The following is a 16,919-nucleotide window of genomic DNA, read 5'->3' on the forward strand; positions in this document are numbered from 1 at the left end:
TTGACACTAACGTTTCTGCTTACGTAGAAGAGACAGTCGACTATTATCATCCCATCATGCTCATCGCTATCTGGTTTTTCGGTGCACAATCTACCTGGCTCTTTACTAACTTACGCGGTGTTTTATTGGTGCAATAGCATAACTACGATCGCTTTTTGTATTGATACATATGATTGTACAACATGCGAACCAGGGATTGCTCTTTTTGTAACGACTATCCCTCAGAAAACGTCACAATTCTCAGATTTTTTTTTCAGCAGATTGAGTTATCCACTTATCCACAGCCCCTATTTACTATTAAGATATATATATATTAAAAAAAAAATATAAGATAGCAGTAGTAGGGGCTGTGGATAAGTGGATAACTCCGGTCACGCTTGCTTTCCATCTTGGTGAGACTCATCGACTGGATCCACACTACAGGCGGCTTCATGGGCTTTCTCTTTTCTTTTTCATAGAAGCGTCCAGGCAGTCTCAGACCTGTGGACAGACGGTGGATAAAGTGGGGATAAGTTATCCACTTATGCCCCATTTATGAAAATTTGTTCACAAATGGGGCAACGTTATCCACCGTCTGTCCACATACTATCCACATTGTATCCACATACTATCCACCGTCTATCCCCATATTATTGTAAATGTGGATAAGTTTTCCACATTGGATGTGGATGAAAAAAGATGGTGAGGCAAAAATACACAAGAAATCTGAGTTTTTGAATAAAAATTCATAGAACTTGCCGTCTCGGCTACATTTTTGGCTGGAAACGTCTTTTTATTGGGTAAGTACCCGTTGGAATATTTGCATATTCATCTCCAACGTTTCTTAATTTAGTGCCCGCTTTGTGGATAATGTGGAAAACTTATCCACATTATTTGTGGATAATAGACCGCTATGTATGTTGTGATATTGCTAGCTATACAGCTTTGTGGACAAAGTGGAAAACTTATCCACAGGATATGTGGATAACTATGATTTTTCACGGAAACCTCACGATATTCTCTTCTTTCAATGAATTTTCACGAGAACCTCACGAGAACCTCACGAAAATCTCACGATATTTTATAGCTGGTAATATGGCTGGCTATTATTTCTACAAATAGTTGCATGATTTTGGCGGTCATGTGGATAGTGTGGAAAACTTATCCACAGGCGCTGTGGATAAAGTGGGATTTTGTAAACATGACATGAGTGCACTCATGTCATTGCAATATTGCAGTAATATTACAATGTGGATAGTGTGGATAAGTTTTCCACATTGTCTGTGGATAAGGCGATCTTATAATGGCGCATTTCTCTGTTTCAATGGAAAATGCTGTATAGCTGGCAATATCACAATAGTCATTAATGTCAATCTAACACAAAAATGTGGATAGTGTGGAAAACTTATCCACAGCACCTGTGGATAAGTCTTGATTATGGCAAGATGATATGAGTGCACTCATATCAAGTAATATAGCAGCTATATTACTTTGTAAAGTTTTGCGGAAATTTACGCACCAGGCAAGGGGCTCTTGAGAATTCATATTAAAATTGTATAAAGACCCCTGCAAGGTGAGTATCTCGTCATGGAACCCGCTATTTTCTGACAAAATATTCATCTTTATATTCATCTTAAAAGGAGTATGTCGGGTCGGTGTGATAAGGGCTGTACAGATCTGAGGGATCGATGACGTGATGCCCGTTTATGATGGCTCCCCGGTTTCCCCATGCTCTCTCCTCTGATGCAAAAAATAAGTTATCCACACACTGTGTGGATAACTTGCTAAAAATGTGTAGAACCTGACCTTCCTACTACTCTATTCGCGATTTTCGCCTGAGTCTGTGGCTATGGCGTTCTTCTCTCACTTGTACTTAATTTGTACTTGGATTGTACTTAAAAAGGTGTAGTTCTGGTTGCCAGCGGGTTCTTAATAAGAGTATGCTCTCTCACTATTATAAGTACGCAATCTGTTGAGCGTGCTATAAACACGGAGTAGCTCGCCAATGCTAGCTATTGATATCTGGTTACTCTTGTTGGTCGTTGATGATGGTGTCTCTCCTTCGAAGATTCCTTTACTCATGTTCAGGAGCCCATGAGCGAAACATTCCTGAAGGGGTTTATATCCTTTGCGCCAGATTGTTTCTTCTAATGCAAGATTCTGAGATCCTGAGGGATGGAGGCTAAGCTGACTGTCGATATATGCTCCAATCAACCATGACCAGATGCTTCCCTGGTGCAGCGCTTTCTGTTGTCCATCGCTGCCTGTTTCCCAATGTGGCTGGTAGCATGGATCGGTAGGTGCCAGTGTGCGTAGACCGTAAGGTGTGATGAGGTAGCGGTTCACGCAATCGATAACGCTCTGCCTGCGTTCAAGCTCTAAGAGAGGATGCCGCAAGGAGAAGGCAAATAATTGATTGGGGCGCAGGCCTGGATCATCTCCCTGAGGACCATCAATGACATCGTAGAGATAACCCTCTTTAGCGTACCAGAAGCGTTGCTGGAAGCTCTTTTTACATCTCTGTAGCTGTAGCTGATAATGTTTGGGATGAGTATGCATATGGCCTCTCTGCCGTAAACATTGTGACCATTCATACATTAAGGATAGCGCATGATACCAGAGCGCGTTGACTTCGACGGCTTTTCCGCTCCGTGGCGTCACGGGCTGGCGCTCCTGGTTCGCTCTATAAGCATTCATCCAGGTAAGTGCAACCCCGGGTCGATGAGCCACCAGGAGACCATCTGCTGGATCGATACTGATTCCATCCGAGCTTCCTTGAAGATAACACTGTATACATTCTTGCAAATAAGGAAACATCTCCTCCAGAAAGTCGTCATCTTGAGTGGCTTGAAGATAGAAATCCAGAGCATAGAAATACCAGAGGGCAATATCAACGTTCTGGTAATCTTTCTCTGTTAACGGATGTTCCCTATCTGGTAACCGTTCAGGTAGAAGCCCTCGCAAAAAGTAGTGTGCATAGAAGCGCAGGAGGAGCCTGGCCTCTATAGTGCGTCTGCCAACGAGTAGTAAGCCAGGTAGAGCAATCAGCGCTTCGCGAGTCTGTATCTCTCTACTATAATATGTCGTTAATAGCTGAATAGGCGGTTGATGGGGGAGCTGGGCTCGTGGACTTGTGATAGCGCTTGTATGTTTATGTTCACTAAGGGCATCATACACAAAGAAATGGTCGGCGGCCTCTAATAATGCATACAGATAATCTCGATCATTCATATGAAGGCTATCTGGATGATTTGGGGGGTGCGCATTTGCGGTCAACGGGCAAAGCTGCTGTTCAATCTCATCATCTGGTAATAATTGTTGCTGGTATTCCTCTCTCTCTTGAGCTGAAAGCTGAATATAATCAGACTGATAGAGGGCCGAATTGAGCTTTTCGCTGCTCACAACGATTGTTAAAGGCGTCTCATCACCGATATGAAGGGTGGCTCGCATAACTCCAGGAAGATAGAGATCCTCCTGCGCGGGCTGATCGTATACTGCGTCTTGTCTATGAAGGACATGCCAGTACCAGACTCCCGTGGGAATAAAGGTGGCCTGACTTTGTGTCTGTCCAATGATTAATAAATGAAAAGGCTGTGCGTCTTTATGCGCTGTAATTGTGCACCCCGCGCTTCCGGCGGGTAGATGCCCTCCTCTATCAAATCTCTGATGTGTTTGTACCTGAAATTGTTGATCAGAATGCCCATATTGAAGCTGGTCATAGGGTCGATAGGCGGTAAAGGGGAGGAGAGTGAGCTCGATTGAGCCTGGAGTATTCGATGTCAGTCTGGTTGAATTGGCTGTGTGAGCAAGATCCGCACTGAGTGCGCCAGTAAGGCCGCTCCTTCGTTTTCCTGAATCTTCTGTCCTGGTCGTCCTGAGAACACGATATTGAATATAGGTTGTGTTGCAGCCTCGCTCCATCCAGATGCGCTTCTCCAGAAGAATGCCATCGCATCCACCCAGATGATAGAGAAAGATAGGAAGACCATTCTCCAGCCGGAACGACTCAAGGTGCACAAAACCGGCTGGACTGAGCGCACCATTCTGATACTCATTTGTTCCCAGATAATAGGTACGTTGATCAAAAAATACCTCTTCATCCAGTTTGGCCAGTAAAAGTTGTGGCCGCGTGGCTTGCGCCCACTTTGCTACCAGCAATCCATGGTGTTTCCGGGTGAGTACACCTGCAACTGTCCCTGCTGCATATCCTCCCAGACCATTTGTGACAAGCCATTCACGCGTGATGGTCTCGTTGAGATCGCAGCAGAGGCTGCGATCAAAGGTGATGGTCATGTTTAGATCCTCCATGCCTCATTACACTGCATACTAAATATGTACTACAATTGGACAGTGTTGTTGAGTTGAGTTGGGATGTTCTATGCTATTCATAGTGTATCACACGAACAAGCTGGAACCGTAGCGGTCGCTCTCGATCTGTTTATGCTTTTATACAAAGCTGGTAAGCGTTTTTACCGCATGAAGTATTTCGTCGTGTTGACAAAAAATCCGTGAGACAAAACCTTTACACAACGTAATAAAAAGAAGAGAGAATTTACCTATGAGTCCTTTTTTTGGATATTAGGTAATAATCTAGCGTACAATGTAATTGCTTGCTTATACCAACGTAAGAGATAAAGGGGAAATGGCAGTTTATGCTTAGAATATCCCATAAAATAAGACTCAACAAGCTATCTTGCTGGCTGGTTTTGTGTAGTATGATCTGCCTCCTATGTGTGTCTTGTGCTGGTTATAGCGGTGCATCACGCACATTTAAGCAGGCACCCTCTCCTACATCACAGTCAACCCTGCCAGCAGAACAAGTGATTACAGTTGGCACCTACGCGCAATATCCGCCACAAGAGTTTATTGATCCTAAAACCAATCAACCAGTTGGTTTTGATATTGATATCATGAATGCATTGGCTCTGCGTGCGCATCTGAAGCTGCATATTGTCACAAGTTCGTTTGCGACGCTCCTTGATAGTCTTGTCAATGGGCAATTAGATATTGTTATCTCTGCTGTCAGTATTACACCAGAACGGCAGCAGAAAGTACATTTTCTGCCATATTTTCATGGTGGCGAGTCCCTTCTAGTGACGAAAGGCAATCCAGATCATATTAACAGCTTAGCGGATCTGTGTGGTCATACGGTGGGTGTGAAAGAGGCAAGTTTTGAGCAGAGCGATTTAGAGGTTGCGAATACTGACTGCCAGAACGCTGGTAAGCCTGGTATAGTCATTACATCTGTTCCAAAGCAGCATGATGTGCTACAACTTATTCTCTCTAATCATGTTTCTGCCACATACCAGGATGCTCCGATCACGGACTATGCGATTAAACAGAACAGTGCGAAGGTCGAGCGGGCTGGTATCCTGGTGGATGATAATCTCGAAGGGATTGCCCTGAGAAAAGAGGCTAACGATCTCTATTATACCCTTCAGCATGCCCTGGAACAGATGAAAGCTGATGGCAGTTATCATGCTCTGATTAAAAAATGGGGATTAACAAGCGGCGATATTCTCGCTAATCCCTGATGGATTGTCTGGATCGCATCTTAGTCTTAGTGCCCCCCTGCAATAAGGCTATAGAGCTTTGGCTCTGCTTGCGCCTGTGTAGAGATGGAACAGACATGTTGAGGCAAGGTAAAATGCGGTTTTATTTTGAGTAGATGAATAAAACCGTCTAAAACCTTAGGATCAAAATGCGTACCAACACTTTTCAGCAGCCGTTCCTGAGCCTCCCTACTTGTCAATGGTGCTTTATAGGGACGCTGCGAAGTCAGAACGTCATAGACATCGGCCACCGAGAGAATACGTGCACTGAGTGGGATCTCTTCGCCTTTTAAACCAACCGGGTAGCCATTGCCATTCCAGGCCTCATGATGGTAGAGGACTGTTTCGACATAAAAGGGTGGGACATCGCACCCAATCAAGATGCGAGCCCCTACGACAGGATGACGCTCCATCATTCTGCGCTCTTCTGAGGATAGAGCAGCCGATTTATTGAGAATATCGTTGCGAATCCATGTTTTTCCTAGATCATGAACCATAGCTGCGAGGGCAAGATTGCGTGCCTCGCGCCGTGTCCACCCGAGATAGCGTGCTAAACGTTGAGCATATACTGCTACCCGGCGTGAATGTTCATAAGTAACAATATCGCGTTCTTGAATACTCTGTGCTAATGAGAGAAGGACTTTGCGTGTCTCATGCTCCTTCTCTAATTGGGTTAGATATTTTACTCCCACCACTCTGCGCTCCCACTTCACTAATAATGGTCGTTACATCAATGGTCTCTGATAAAGAAGACGTTCGGGGAGGCTATCTCTCTTCCGAACTGCCCAAAATGGCTATCTGGATAGCTTCTCTATCTCTTCCTTTATTCCCCAAATAGTCCCTCTAACTATCCTGATTCGTTTTTAATCCTCCTCTTTTGTGATAGACTCAGCTTGAGAAAAGAGTAATTACCATCATGTAAAAGTACGTTTTAAAGCGCGTTTTAAAGTACGTTTTAAAGTGTATTTAAAAGTACGTTTGCAAAACGACGGAAGTGGTCACGATGGGAGATGACACAGTGAACAAGGATTTGGAAACAGATTTGGCCAGTCGGCAAGGGGAGCGTCAGGAAGGCGTTATTACTCTTGTTTTGACTGCCGACAACCATCTTGGATGCGCGGGATTTGGTCAACATCCTCGCAAACGTGAGGAGCGACAACAACGTCTACGCCAAGCCTTTCAGCAGGCCACTAATTTTGCGATTATGCAAGGCGTGGATCTGTTCATTCAGGCTGGCGATCTGTTTGATACGGCTACTCCCGATGAGCGCGATCGTAGTTTTGTCGCCGAACGCCTGGCTCAATTGAAGCAGGCTGGCATTCATACTCTGGCTCTGGGGGGCGTTCATGATACGCCTGCTCCTCTTGTAGGTGAGACGGCTCCTGCACCTCAGATGAGCTATGCTCAGCTTGGAGCCCTGCATTATTTTCCTCCGGTTCCGGCACAGGAGTCTGCCGAACTGGAGCCTGTTATGATCGATGTTCGTGGGACACGCGTCGGCTTTTGTGGCCGGGGGGTCCTCCCTGGTCAGCAAGGCGATCCCCTGCTACCGCTACGTGTCAGTAGCGAGATTGAGCGGGCTGATCTTGCCTTATTGCTCTTGCATGCTCCCATTGAGGGCCTTACGAGTGAAAGCTCTTTGCTCGATAGTCGTGCTGTGGTAAGCCAGAGTAGTATTGCCCGTCAGGAGATCTTTCGCTATGTCCTGGCCGGTTATACCCATAGCTATCAACAGCTTCAGCTAGGTCAGACCGATGTAATTGTGGCAGGAGCGACTCAGCAGGTCGATTTTCAGCCACAGAGTAGCGAGCCTGGCTTTGTGTTCCTGGGACTTACTGCGGAAGGGATTCGCTGGTGTACTCATGTTCGCGTGGAGAGCCTGACGCTCAATAGTCTGCTGATTCAGACGCGTGAGCTCTGGTCTGCTGCTACTACCTCCACTCCAACGGAGCTTATTCTTGAGCGGATGCGCCCGTTCTGTCATTCAGATGCGATGCTACAGATTCGCCTTGAAGGAGAGCTCACACGCAGTGATTATCATCGCCTGGATCTCAATCAGATCCGTCGTTATGGTGAGGAACACTGCTTTGCGCTGGCGATTGATGATAGTGCCCTCTCTTTGCTTCCCGAACAGGATGCAAGCTCAGTTGAGACGGGAGAGCGCTTCTCTCCTCGCGAAGAACTGATTGCTCTGGCAGAAGAATGGATTGCTGCGACTTCTGATGTGCAAGAAAAGCAGGCATTGACCCATACAAAAGAAGAATTATTGCTGGCCATGGATGAGATGAAACGGAAGCGCTGAATGGAGTAGTGTCGCATGATAATCCTTAAGCATTTAACGATCGAACGGTTCCGGTTGCTGCGGGCTATGAATCTGCACTTTCCGCAGCGCGGGAGCATTTTAATTCAAGGCCCCAATGAGGCTGGAAAATCTGCTCTGATTGAAAGCCTCTATTTTGCTCTCTACGGCGAGCCTCTGCTAAATTCACGTGGCAAACGTCCATTGGATGATCTGATCCTCTATGGAGCCAGTACTGCTAATGTCACACTAACGCTCTCTGTCGGTGCAACCGAACTGGTCATTGCGCGAACACTGGAGCGTGGTCGCGGCCAGTCCATTGTTCTCCAGATCCATCGCCTTGGTCTGCCTGATGAAGAGCCGATGACTGATCTATCAGCGGCCAATGAACGTATTATTGCCGAGCTAGGGTATATGGATGGAGATGCTCTGCGCAATACCTGCTTTATTGAGCAGAAAGGCCTGAATCGTTTAGAGACAATTAGCGGAGCCCGGCGTGAGCAGACCGCTCGCCATCTGCTGGGCCTGGATAAGTTGCTGCAATTGGCTGAACGTTTTCAGGTGAGCGAAGATGATGAGCTGCAACTACATCGCGCTCAGGAGTATCTTCAACTGGCCGAGATTCAGCAGCGTATCCCCCAATTACAGACACAGTTAGAGACAATTGAGACTGCGTTAGATGCGGTTCAGGTCTCCGATTATCTCGATGTGATTCAACAGCAAGAAACCGAGATCGCCGAACTGGAGCAGGCCCTTGAGCAGATCTATCAACGACGGCAGGATCTGAAGAGTAAACAGAGCCGGGTGGCCCAGTTGAAGAGGGCCGATGCGACTCTGGCTGAGATTATTGCCTCGTATGATGAGATTGCCGAGGCGCGGCGCGAGATCCCTGAATTGGAGCGACAACTGTCCGATCTCGAGCGCCGTGAGCGCGAGGAGTTGCCAGGTCTGGAGAAGCGCGTTAGTGAACTGGTCGAATTAACCCGCTCGTTTGAAACCCTCCAGCGTATGTCAAATGATCTATTATCTGCCGTGGATGGTATCAAAGAGCAGGAACAGGATGTGCGTCAGTATCAGGAGCTTCAGCAGGATATGCGCCTCCTGGAAGAGCAGATCTCGCAAGCCCGCTTGCGCCTGAATAAGACGCAACAGTCCTGGCAAGAGCTGGATGAGAAGCGTCGCACTGGTCGCCCCTACCTGGAAGATCGCTTACAACGTCTGCAAACTCTGGCCGAGCGCCTTCAGGTATTGGGCCAGCTAGAGAAGAGCTATTCGCAGCGTCTCACTAAACGCGAAGCCGCTGCGGAGAATCGAGAACAGTCTCAGAAGGTCCTGCATCATCTTTTCGATGCTGAGCAGGAGCTAGAGGAGGCTGAACGTGAAGCGAAACAGATTCAGCGTCAGGCTGATACGTTGGAGAAGCGTTGGAAGCAGCTCAATCTACGTAAATTGTTTGAGGAATGGCAACGCCAGAAAGCTCTTGCTCAGAGCCTCGCACAGGCTGAAGAACAGGTGCGCACCGCCCACCAACAACAGTCCAGGTTTAACTCGGCCTTTATGGAATCTAAAGCGAAGACGCGCAACTATACCTTTGCTATGGCTGGCTGTGTGGCCGGTGCGATCTTTCTGCTGATTCTGGCCTTCTCGACCCTGGGGACTCTCCCCATTCTGGCCGTTCTCTTTTTTATTGCCTTGCTGGCCCTGCTGATTTTAGCTGGTTACCTGTACAGTGTTAGCTACCGTAAAGCTATTGCTGAGGGAGAAGCTGCGAATAAGCTTCTACAAGAAGCGACCAGCCGCCTGGGTATGAGTGTGGCTGCTCGTGCAAATGCTGCCCGCATGGCTGGCAACAATGAAGCGCTTTATAAGGTAGAGAACGAGATTCGTTCCTCGGGAGAAAATGTTCCGGCGACTCTTGAAGAGGCTCAAAAGTTTATCGAACAGGCGCGCGACCAGAGCGATGCTGGCGACTTACAAAAGAAGTTGCAGGAGCGCAGGCAGGCAGCTCAATTTGCCCGCGACCAGGTTGCGGCTGCTCTAGAGAAGGTGACCGGTTTTCGTCAAGAGCGCGCATCGTTGGAAGAGCTAAGCCGCAAAGAGCAATGGGACAACCTGGAAGAGCGGCTTCAGGAGGAGCAAGGGGCTGCAGAGCGTCTACAACAGGAGATTACTTTGCTGGCTGGTCAAGAGAATCTGCCGCTTCCCAGCATCAGCGCTCGTATCCAGGCAAGTCCTGTACAGAGCCGCGATCCTTATTCCTCCGGCGTCTTTCCTCCACTGACAGTGGAAGATGTCTCTGGCGTTCCGGAATTGGAGACGCTGGTAGCGAGCACGATTAAAGCGACTGAGCACGAACTTGTCTCTCTGGATGGGAAGCTGGATGTAGTCACAGATCTGGTCTCACAGATCAAATCTCAACAAGATTTTCTCGATACGCTTTTAGTACGACAGAATGGCCTCGAGGAGCGCAATGAGCGCTATAAGGCTAATAATCCCGAAGAGCTACTGCAACAGGCTCGCGAGCAGCAAGTTGCACTACGCAGCGCCTTGCAGTCCCTTCAGGATTCTCTCCGTCTACGTGTCAGGACATTGGGCGTTGCCTTTGGGCAGGCTGCGATTGGCAATGCTGAAATTGCCGCTCGTAAACAACTTGAAGAGGTTCAGATTGTTCTTGGCAATCGCTTATTATTGCAGGAGCGACATGCCCATTATGGGGAAGTGCTGCGGGTACGCCAGGAATCTTTGTCCGAGTATTACAAGCAGCTTGCTAAATTTAGTAATACCCTGGGAAGTTGGGTCGTGCCTCTGAATCCTTTTGCCGAAGCTCTTGTGGCTTTGCGTACGCGCTGTCAGACCGAACTAGAAGAGGCGCATGAGGAGCAGATTGGCAAAGATCTAGAGTCTCTCCAGATGCAGGAAGAGGCCTCTCATCTCAAGATTGAGCTCTGTCGGCAAGAGATCATTACTCTTCATGAAGAGATAGATACGTTATTGGCTCAGTATAATCGTCCCAGGGCGAAGAGCTATACGCGCAAGAATCTTTCGTCGCTCTGGCCTCTGCTCAATCAACATTCTTCTGAGGATCGCGAACGTTTAGAGCAAGAGTGCTCGCAGGTAGAGAAAGAGCTCAGTGAGCATAAGAAGCAGGAGGTAGAGCGGAGCGGCAGATTGGGGACTGCTTCTCAGGAGATCGATCTAGAGGATGCGCGTGCTCGCGTTGAGCAATTGGAGCGCTCTTATCAGACGAAGAAACGCGGCAATCTCATGGTCAAAGCGGTAGACGAGCGACTGCTACGCAAGTTGCAACCACGTACCGAACGGTATATGCAACAGATTCTCCCTGCTCTGACTGCTGGTCGTTATCACGATGTGCATCTCTCTACGGACGATGAGGAGAATACTATCAGCGGGGGGCCATTCCAGATTCAGGTCTGGGATCCAACTGCTGGAGAATATATGCCCACATCGGCGCTCTCAGGCGGTGCGGCTGATCAGCTCTCTCTGGCTTTGCGCCTGGCTTTTGCGGTTGCCGCTCTGCCACGCGAGTTAAGTGCTGCTCCCGGCTTCATTCTTCTCGACGAGCCTCTGAGCTCTTTCGATCGTGGTCGTGCTCAGGCCCTGGTGAACGTTGTCACAGGCGAACTCTTAAGCCAGCATTTTGAGCAGATTATTCTGGTCTCTCATAGCAGCGCCTTTGATCCAGCTATGTTCCCTTACCATCTCTATATGGATAATGGCCTCATGATTGAAAGCAACCTGCCTGTTGTCCCAGGTATGCTAGCTGATCCTCTTCTCGACGACTTTGACGATGAAGAGGAAGAAGTGGGCGCGACCCAGATCGTTCGCGCAATCGTTACACGTCCATCGTAACACCACGTCTGTCATGAATGATGGGCAGGGATTTTACCAGGGCTTTCCATTTCTGGGTTAGTCCTCTGACGGCCACAGAGGCCCTCGCATCGGGAAGAGTGCGAAGAAGAGGAACAATACTACATCAGGTCATTTCTCGGGCGCGACTGCGGTCTGGCCCCTGTCTGGGGGGACAATGAATTGAGAAGGGTCAGGGATCAATTCATTGAGGCTGATGACAGGGGCCAGACCGCAGTCGCGCCCGCTGAGCGTCCCTCTCCCCCTCTCTCCCCCTTCCTGGCTTCTGCCTCTTCTGTGAGAAATGGAAAGCCCTGGGATTTTACGAGGCAACTTGAATCCACCCAGGACCATTGCTATACTGTACAGAAAAAAGGATAGTTAGCAACATGCCTGAACATATTTCGGCTGAGGCCCTGGAAGAGATGAAAAACTACTATCGGGCCCGGGCCCATGAATATGATGAATGGTTCTATCGACAGGGGCGGTATGATCGTGGCGCAGAGGCAAATGCACGTTGGTTTGCAGAAGTCGAGCAGGTCTTTACTCAGCTAGCGGAGCTTCATCTGACAGGTGATATTCTGGAGCTAGCACCTGGAACTGGCATCTGGACGGAACACCTCTTGAAAACAGCCACAACAATTACAGCAGTAGATGCCTCATCTGAGATGATCGAACTGAATCGTGCCAAAATTGCAGACCCTCGCATTTCTTATATCCAGAATGATCTATTCACCTGGCAGCCTGAGCGTACCTATGCTGCAGTTGTCTTTGGCTTCTGGATCTCACATGTCCCCCTGGAGCGATTGGATGCATTTCTTCTGAGCGTGCGAGGGATGCTGGACCCGGGCGGCAAGATCTTTTTTGTCGATGGTCGGCGCGAGATTACCAGCACAGCAATCAATCATCAGCTGCCCCTGCCAGATAATCAAGTTATGACCCGCATCCTTAATGATGGCAGCGCATTTCAGATCATCAAAAACTTCTATGATCCAACTGAGCTAACACACCGCTTCCAGCGCCTGGGCTTTGACATGACCGTCAGAGAGACCGAGAAGTACTTCCTCTATGGATATGGAAGCCTCCTTTGAGATAGAACATAGCTTTTCTGAACTGCTTCTGTCATCTTCATGGAAACCTGGCATAGTTATGGAAGCAATGAGTGTGCGATAAAGTAACCAACGACAAAAAAGAGAATGAAAAGCACTAACCCGATCAATAACAGGAGTGGCAGATTGATGCGGCGGGCTGGTAGCTCTGGTGCAGCATAGGCTGCTGGCCTGGCTGCTGCTAACTTCATTGAAATATTATCGGCGGCAGTCGTTCCAGCATCTCTCTCCTGCTGCATAGCGGCCAGGCGAGCCCGTGTATCATTATAGGTCGCCTCGCTCAGATTGCGATCGCGTAACGCCCCTGATGTGGCATGTTTGCTGGAAGCGCTAAACTCATCGATCTTGTAGGCTGGTGCTGGAGCGATCGTAACTGGTGGGGGTGGTGGCTCTAATTGATCGAGAATGACCTTAAGTTCTGCTTGAAGGAGATCTGCGGTGGTGATATGTTGGGGATGTTGGCGAATAGCTGTACGAGCAATGACATCACAAAGTTCAGCGGGCACATTGCGTTGGAAGCGCAAGCGTCCATCCGCTGGCGGTTCAACAACTGTCGCATCGGATGAGCGGCCAGCGAGGAGTTGATACATCAGCAGCCCAACGGCGCGTACATCATCATCCTTGCGACCATCGCTCATCTGGCCAAGTGGAATCTCAGGATCCGAAATAATACTATTGTTGCCTCCGACGATGCTCCAGTTTGAGAAATAGTACATATCGGTTGAGAGCGCAAAGTTATTGACCCGGATCTGCCCCGAGCGATCGCGCAGGATCGATGCAGGGGTCAGATCGCCATGGCAGACTTTGCGTGGACTTGTGGTTGCATAGAGCAAGGCCTGACAGATTTGCATGCCCAGATCAGCCACATAATAAGGTGTAAGATGAGACTGTAAGAGGGTTTCAAAGGTATCCCCTTCGACATACTCCTGCACCACATACAAAACGTCGGGTTCTACAATCAGATCATAGAGCCCGATGATGTTTGGATGTGAAAATTGTGCAGTGGCACGAATGGCGGCCCGATAAACAGGAATCTGCTCAGCCGGAACTACCTTGATTGCAACTGCACGCTGCAATACCTGATCAACGCCCTGGTAAACAGAGCTGGCACTTCCCTGCTGTATCAGGCGTTGTAGCAGGTAGCGCTTATTGATGACCCGGCCTGTTTCCACTATAAGCCTCTCAAGATTCTGCACTTATATGTCCTGTAGCGCTAAGGTAATCGCGCCAACGAGATTTGCCTCGTTACCGAGGTGACCCTGAACAATACGTAATGACTGGCTTGCCGCTGGGAGACAAAGCTCCTGAATGCGTTGCCGTAAGGGTTCGATCAGCAGGTCGCCCGCCTGTGCCACCGGCCCCCCCAGAATAATCATGCTGGGATTGATAAGCTGCACAATATTTGCTAGCGCCCCACCAAGATAGGTATGAACTTGCTGTACAACCTGTTGCGCGATCTTATCGCCCTCTGCGCCCAACTGAAATACTTGTTCAGCCGTTAAGTTTTCGGGCTGTCCGCGCGTGATGCGCTCAATTGCCGCCAGACTCTCCGGATATTCCTGAGCCAGATTGCGCATTGAATGGATGATAGAGCGAGCGGATGCGATAGCTTCAAGGTGCCCCGCGCCACCACAACTGCACTCCGGGCCATTCTCCTTGACCAGGGTATGCCCGATCTCACCAGCTGTGCCGCTGGCACCATGGAAGATGCGTCCATTTACAATCAATCCACCACCGATGCCACGCCCCAATCCTATATACAGAACGACCCGTTCTCCCTGGCCTGCTCCATGCAAAACTTCGCCCAATCCTGCGGCATTGGCATTATTATCAATAATACAGGGGACGTCCAACTTTTCTGCAAAGTAGTCCTGCAATGGGAAGTTATTCCACTGTTGAGCATGATAGAGGGTTCTTACAATCCCCTGTGTCGCTTCAACCAATCCACCAACCGCAATTCCTATCCTGAGCAGTCGCCCTTTGGGGAGCCGTTCGGGCTGGGTAGCTTCGGCGATCATCTCGTTGAGCAAGGAGAGTACGGTCTCAGTATCGGGTACATACTCCAATGGACGGCGCAGCTGATAAAGGACCTGACCATTGAGATCTGCCAGTGCCACCGATTGGCGGGCACCACTGCTGCTAATCTCTATCCCCAGCACATAGCCCTGGGTCGCCAGTAATCTACCAGTGTTTCTTTGTAGGCCAGGCTGCCCTGGATAGTCAGTGTTGATGTTCCCTAAATTAGGCTGAGTAGACACGCTGTTCTCCCTTTTCCGTTTCACTATTGTCTCCGTTCAGATGCTAGCTTCTGACCAGGAATAGCCGGGCTAGTTATCTGATCGTATTATCCGGATTGAGCCATACGGGACAACGGGTTTAGTATATCATACAGAACCAGTAACGCAAAGTTCGCTAGGATGCCTGTCCCACTTTATGCCGAAAAATGGTCTCATCTAAGAGACTTGCAGCTCTACAGATGAATTTACGCTCCCTTTTTTTGGAGTACAAGGCCGATAAACTCTGCTTTCGTCTCGATCTTCTCCAGTTCTTCCATCGCTTGCTTTGTCTCTGCCGAGAGATGCCAGTAGTTGGGTGTCATCATGACAACCTGCCGAATCTCTTCGCTCTGTAGCGTTAGTGGATAGCTGATCTGTTCGCTCTTTACCAGCGCAAAATGTGCGGCAAATTGCGCCAGCACGTTCGCCTGTTTATTCTCTTCGATGGTGAGAAGATGCAGGCGCTCACGTAGTTGGAGCAGGTGCTCTGGACCAGGAATGATGATGAGCAGTAAGCCATTCACCTCTAAGATGCGCGTATATTCACTGACGTTGCGAGGAGCAAAAATGTTCAAGATGACTTGAAGCGAGCCATCCGACAGATTGAGGCGCTCTTTAAGATTCGCCACCAGAAAGAAGTCGCTGGTATACCGTTTTGCCGCCAACCTGATCGCTTCTTTAGAGATATCAATGCCCAGACCCTGCACCGTCTGGCCCCTCTGTTCGGCTAGAAAGGCGTGCAGCCGACCTAGATAATAGCCCTCGCCGCAACCTGCATCCAGGATAGTGATGGGCTGAGAGCCATCTGAAGTCAGGTATTGAATGACAAGCTGATTGATCAGATCTGAGAGGGGCTGATAGAAGCCATGTTCAAAGAAGGTGCGGCGGGCCTGGACCATTTCACGTGTGTCGCCTGGTTGTTTCTTGTGCAGAAGATTCACATAGCCTTCTTTAGCGAGGTCAAAGTTGTGGGCCTTCTCACAGACGAGTGCGCGCTCCTGACGTTGGAGGGGCTGTTGACAGATCGGACAGAGTAGTAGCTCTAGCATGCGTTATTTTCATCTCTTTGGTATGTTTTTTTCGCGTGTTTCTCCGCGTGTTTTTTCGCATATTTTTTCGCGTATTTTAAGGTAGGAAAGGCAGATATGGAAGATATCTTCATAGTGCTATCACCAGTATAGCATTAATCTGTCTCATACCATTAATGAGGGCAAAAGATCAGCAGCCATCATGAACACATAGATAGAATATCTATGGTAGCTTCTACGAGATTCATTCATTGTTGAGCCAAACGGCCTCTGGAGCCCTGTTTTTGTTTGACTTTCACACCATCTCTATGCTACGATATTCAATGAGGAAGTGTACTTTGGACACCTGATGTCCCACGTTTTACGCGTGTATAGCTTATACTTTTAAAGAAATGAAGGGCCCGCTCATATGGGAACACTCCCCGTTCTTATTTTAGTAACTCTGGCTGTCCTCTTCGGCATCGTAGTGATGGCGGTGACTGCCATCCTGGGCCCTAAAAAGCCAACGCCGGAGAAGCTTGCCCCTTATGAATGCGGTATACAAGAGATTGAAGCGCCTCACCGGCGTTTCCCTGTAAAATATCTATTGACAGGCATGCTCTTTATCGCCTTCGACATCGAAGTTGTTTCTTTTTATCCTCTCGCTGTCCTGATGCGCCAGCTGCAAGTATTCGGATTGATCGAATTGCTTGTCTTTCTGGCTGTGCTGGCGGTTGGTTACCTCTATGTTTGGCGGAAGGGAGCATTCACATGGGAGTAAAAAATCCCTGGGAGCCTGTACAGACTTATTCAAATACCCAGACTCCTCG

10 protein-coding genes are annotated in these 16,919 nt (G+C 48.7%); 5 read left to right on the forward strand and 5 right to left on the reverse strand.

Annotated features, from left to right (window positions below):
• Nucleotides 1–1,908: 1,908 nt before the first annotated feature.
• Complete coding sequence (locus EL628_RS02885) at nt 1,909–4,272, reverse strand: amylo-alpha-1,6-glucosidase (protein ID WP_161975228.1); 2,364 nt, start codon at nt 4,270–4,272, stop codon at nt 1,909–1,911.
• 440 nt (nt 4,273–4,712) lie between these two features.
• Between EL628_RS02885 and EL628_RS02890 the strand changes: the two genes are divergently transcribed.
• Entirely contained in the window at nt 4,713–5,513 is an 801-nt protein-coding gene (locus EL628_RS02890) for an ABC transporter substrate-binding protein (protein ID WP_161975229.1), read from the forward strand.
• 26 nt (nt 5,514–5,539) lie between these two features.
• Here EL628_RS02890 and EL628_RS02895 read toward each other — a convergent pair whose 3' ends face one another.
• On the reverse strand, nt 5,540–6,223 hold the full coding sequence (locus EL628_RS02895; protein WP_161975230.1) for an HD-GYP domain-containing protein: 684 nt from the start codon (nt 6,221–6,223) through the stop codon (nt 5,540–5,542).
• A 338-nt stretch (nt 6,224–6,561) separates the two neighbouring features.
• On the opposite strand from EL628_RS02895, the gene EL628_RS02900 reads away from it, so the two are divergent.
• The 3 genes from EL628_RS02900 to EL628_RS02910 all read left to right on the forward strand — a co-directional run bounded on the left by EL628_RS02900 (nt 6,562) and on the right by EL628_RS02910 (nt 12,788).
• Nucleotides 6,562–7,833, forward strand: a complete 1,272-nt coding sequence (locus EL628_RS02900) for a metallophosphoesterase family protein (protein ID WP_161975231.1) — start codon at nt 6,562–6,564, stop codon at nt 7,831–7,833.
• 15 nt (nt 7,834–7,848) lie between these two features.
• On the forward strand, nt 7,849–11,700 hold the full coding sequence (locus EL628_RS02905) for an AAA family ATPase (RefSeq protein ID WP_126578298.1): 3,852 nt from the start codon (nt 7,849–7,851) through the stop codon (nt 11,698–11,700).
• A gap of 386 nt (nt 11,701–12,086) precedes the next feature.
• Entirely contained in the window at nt 12,087–12,788 is a 702-nt protein-coding gene (locus tag EL628_RS02910; protein ID WP_126578299.1) for a class I SAM-dependent methyltransferase, read from the forward strand.
• A gap of 56 nt (nt 12,789–12,844) precedes the next feature.
• On the opposite strand, the gene EL628_RS02915 is transcribed toward EL628_RS02910, so the two are convergent.
• The 3 genes from EL628_RS02915 to EL628_RS02925 form a co-directional block, all read right to left on the reverse strand.
• Nucleotides 12,845–13,978 (reverse strand): protein kinase domain-containing protein, encoded by a 1,134-nt coding sequence (locus EL628_RS02915; RefSeq protein ID WP_161975232.1) that lies wholly within the window; start codon nt 13,976–13,978, stop codon nt 12,845–12,847.
• 24 nt (nt 13,979–14,002) lie between these two features.
• Nucleotides 14,003–15,064, reverse strand: coding sequence for an ROK family protein (locus EL628_RS02920; protein ID WP_161975233.1), 1,062 nt, complete (start codon nt 15,062–15,064; stop codon nt 14,003–14,005).
• A gap of 224 nt (nt 15,065–15,288) precedes the next feature.
• Nucleotides 15,289–16,131: a putative RNA methyltransferase gene (locus tag EL628_RS02925; protein ID WP_126578302.1), complete on the reverse strand. Its 843-nt coding sequence runs from the start codon at nt 16,129–16,131 to the stop codon at nt 15,289–15,291.
• 388 nt (nt 16,132–16,519) lie between these two features.
• Between EL628_RS02925 and EL628_RS02930 the strand changes: the two genes are divergently transcribed.
• On the forward strand, nt 16,520–16,870 hold the full coding sequence (locus tag EL628_RS02930) for an NADH-quinone oxidoreductase subunit A (protein ID WP_126578303.1): 351 nt from the start codon (nt 16,520–16,522) through the stop codon (nt 16,868–16,870).
• The last annotated feature ends 49 nt before the right edge of the window (nt 16,871–16,919 follow it).

Origin of the sequence: Tengunoibacter tsumagoiensis, assembly GCF_003967535.1 — a bacterium.
GTDB lineage: Bacteria > Chloroflexota > Ktedonobacteria > Ktedonobacterales > Ktedonobacteraceae > Tengunoibacter > Tengunoibacter tsumagoiensis.

Excerpts from the sequence above, each read along its gene's own strand:
- EL628_RS02905 (WP_126578298.1), top strand. The coding sequence starts at position 7,849 with ATGATAATCCTTAAGCATTTAACGATCGAACGGTTCCGGTTGCTGCGG.
- EL628_RS02925 (WP_126578302.1), bottom strand. The coding sequence starts at position 16,131 with ATGCTAGAGCTACTACTCTGTCCGATCTGTCAACAGCCCCTCCAACGT.
- EL628_RS02930 (WP_126578303.1), top strand. The coding sequence starts at position 16,520 with ATGGGAACACTCCCCGTTCTTATTTTAGTAACTCTGGCTGTCCTCTTC.
- EL628_RS02910 (WP_126578299.1), top strand. The coding sequence starts at position 12,087 with ATGCCTGAACATATTTCGGCTGAGGCCCTGGAAGAGATGAAAAACTAC.
- EL628_RS02885 (WP_161975228.1), bottom strand. The coding sequence starts at position 4,272 with ATGACCATCACCTTTGATCGCAGCCTCTGCTGCGATCTCAACGAGACC.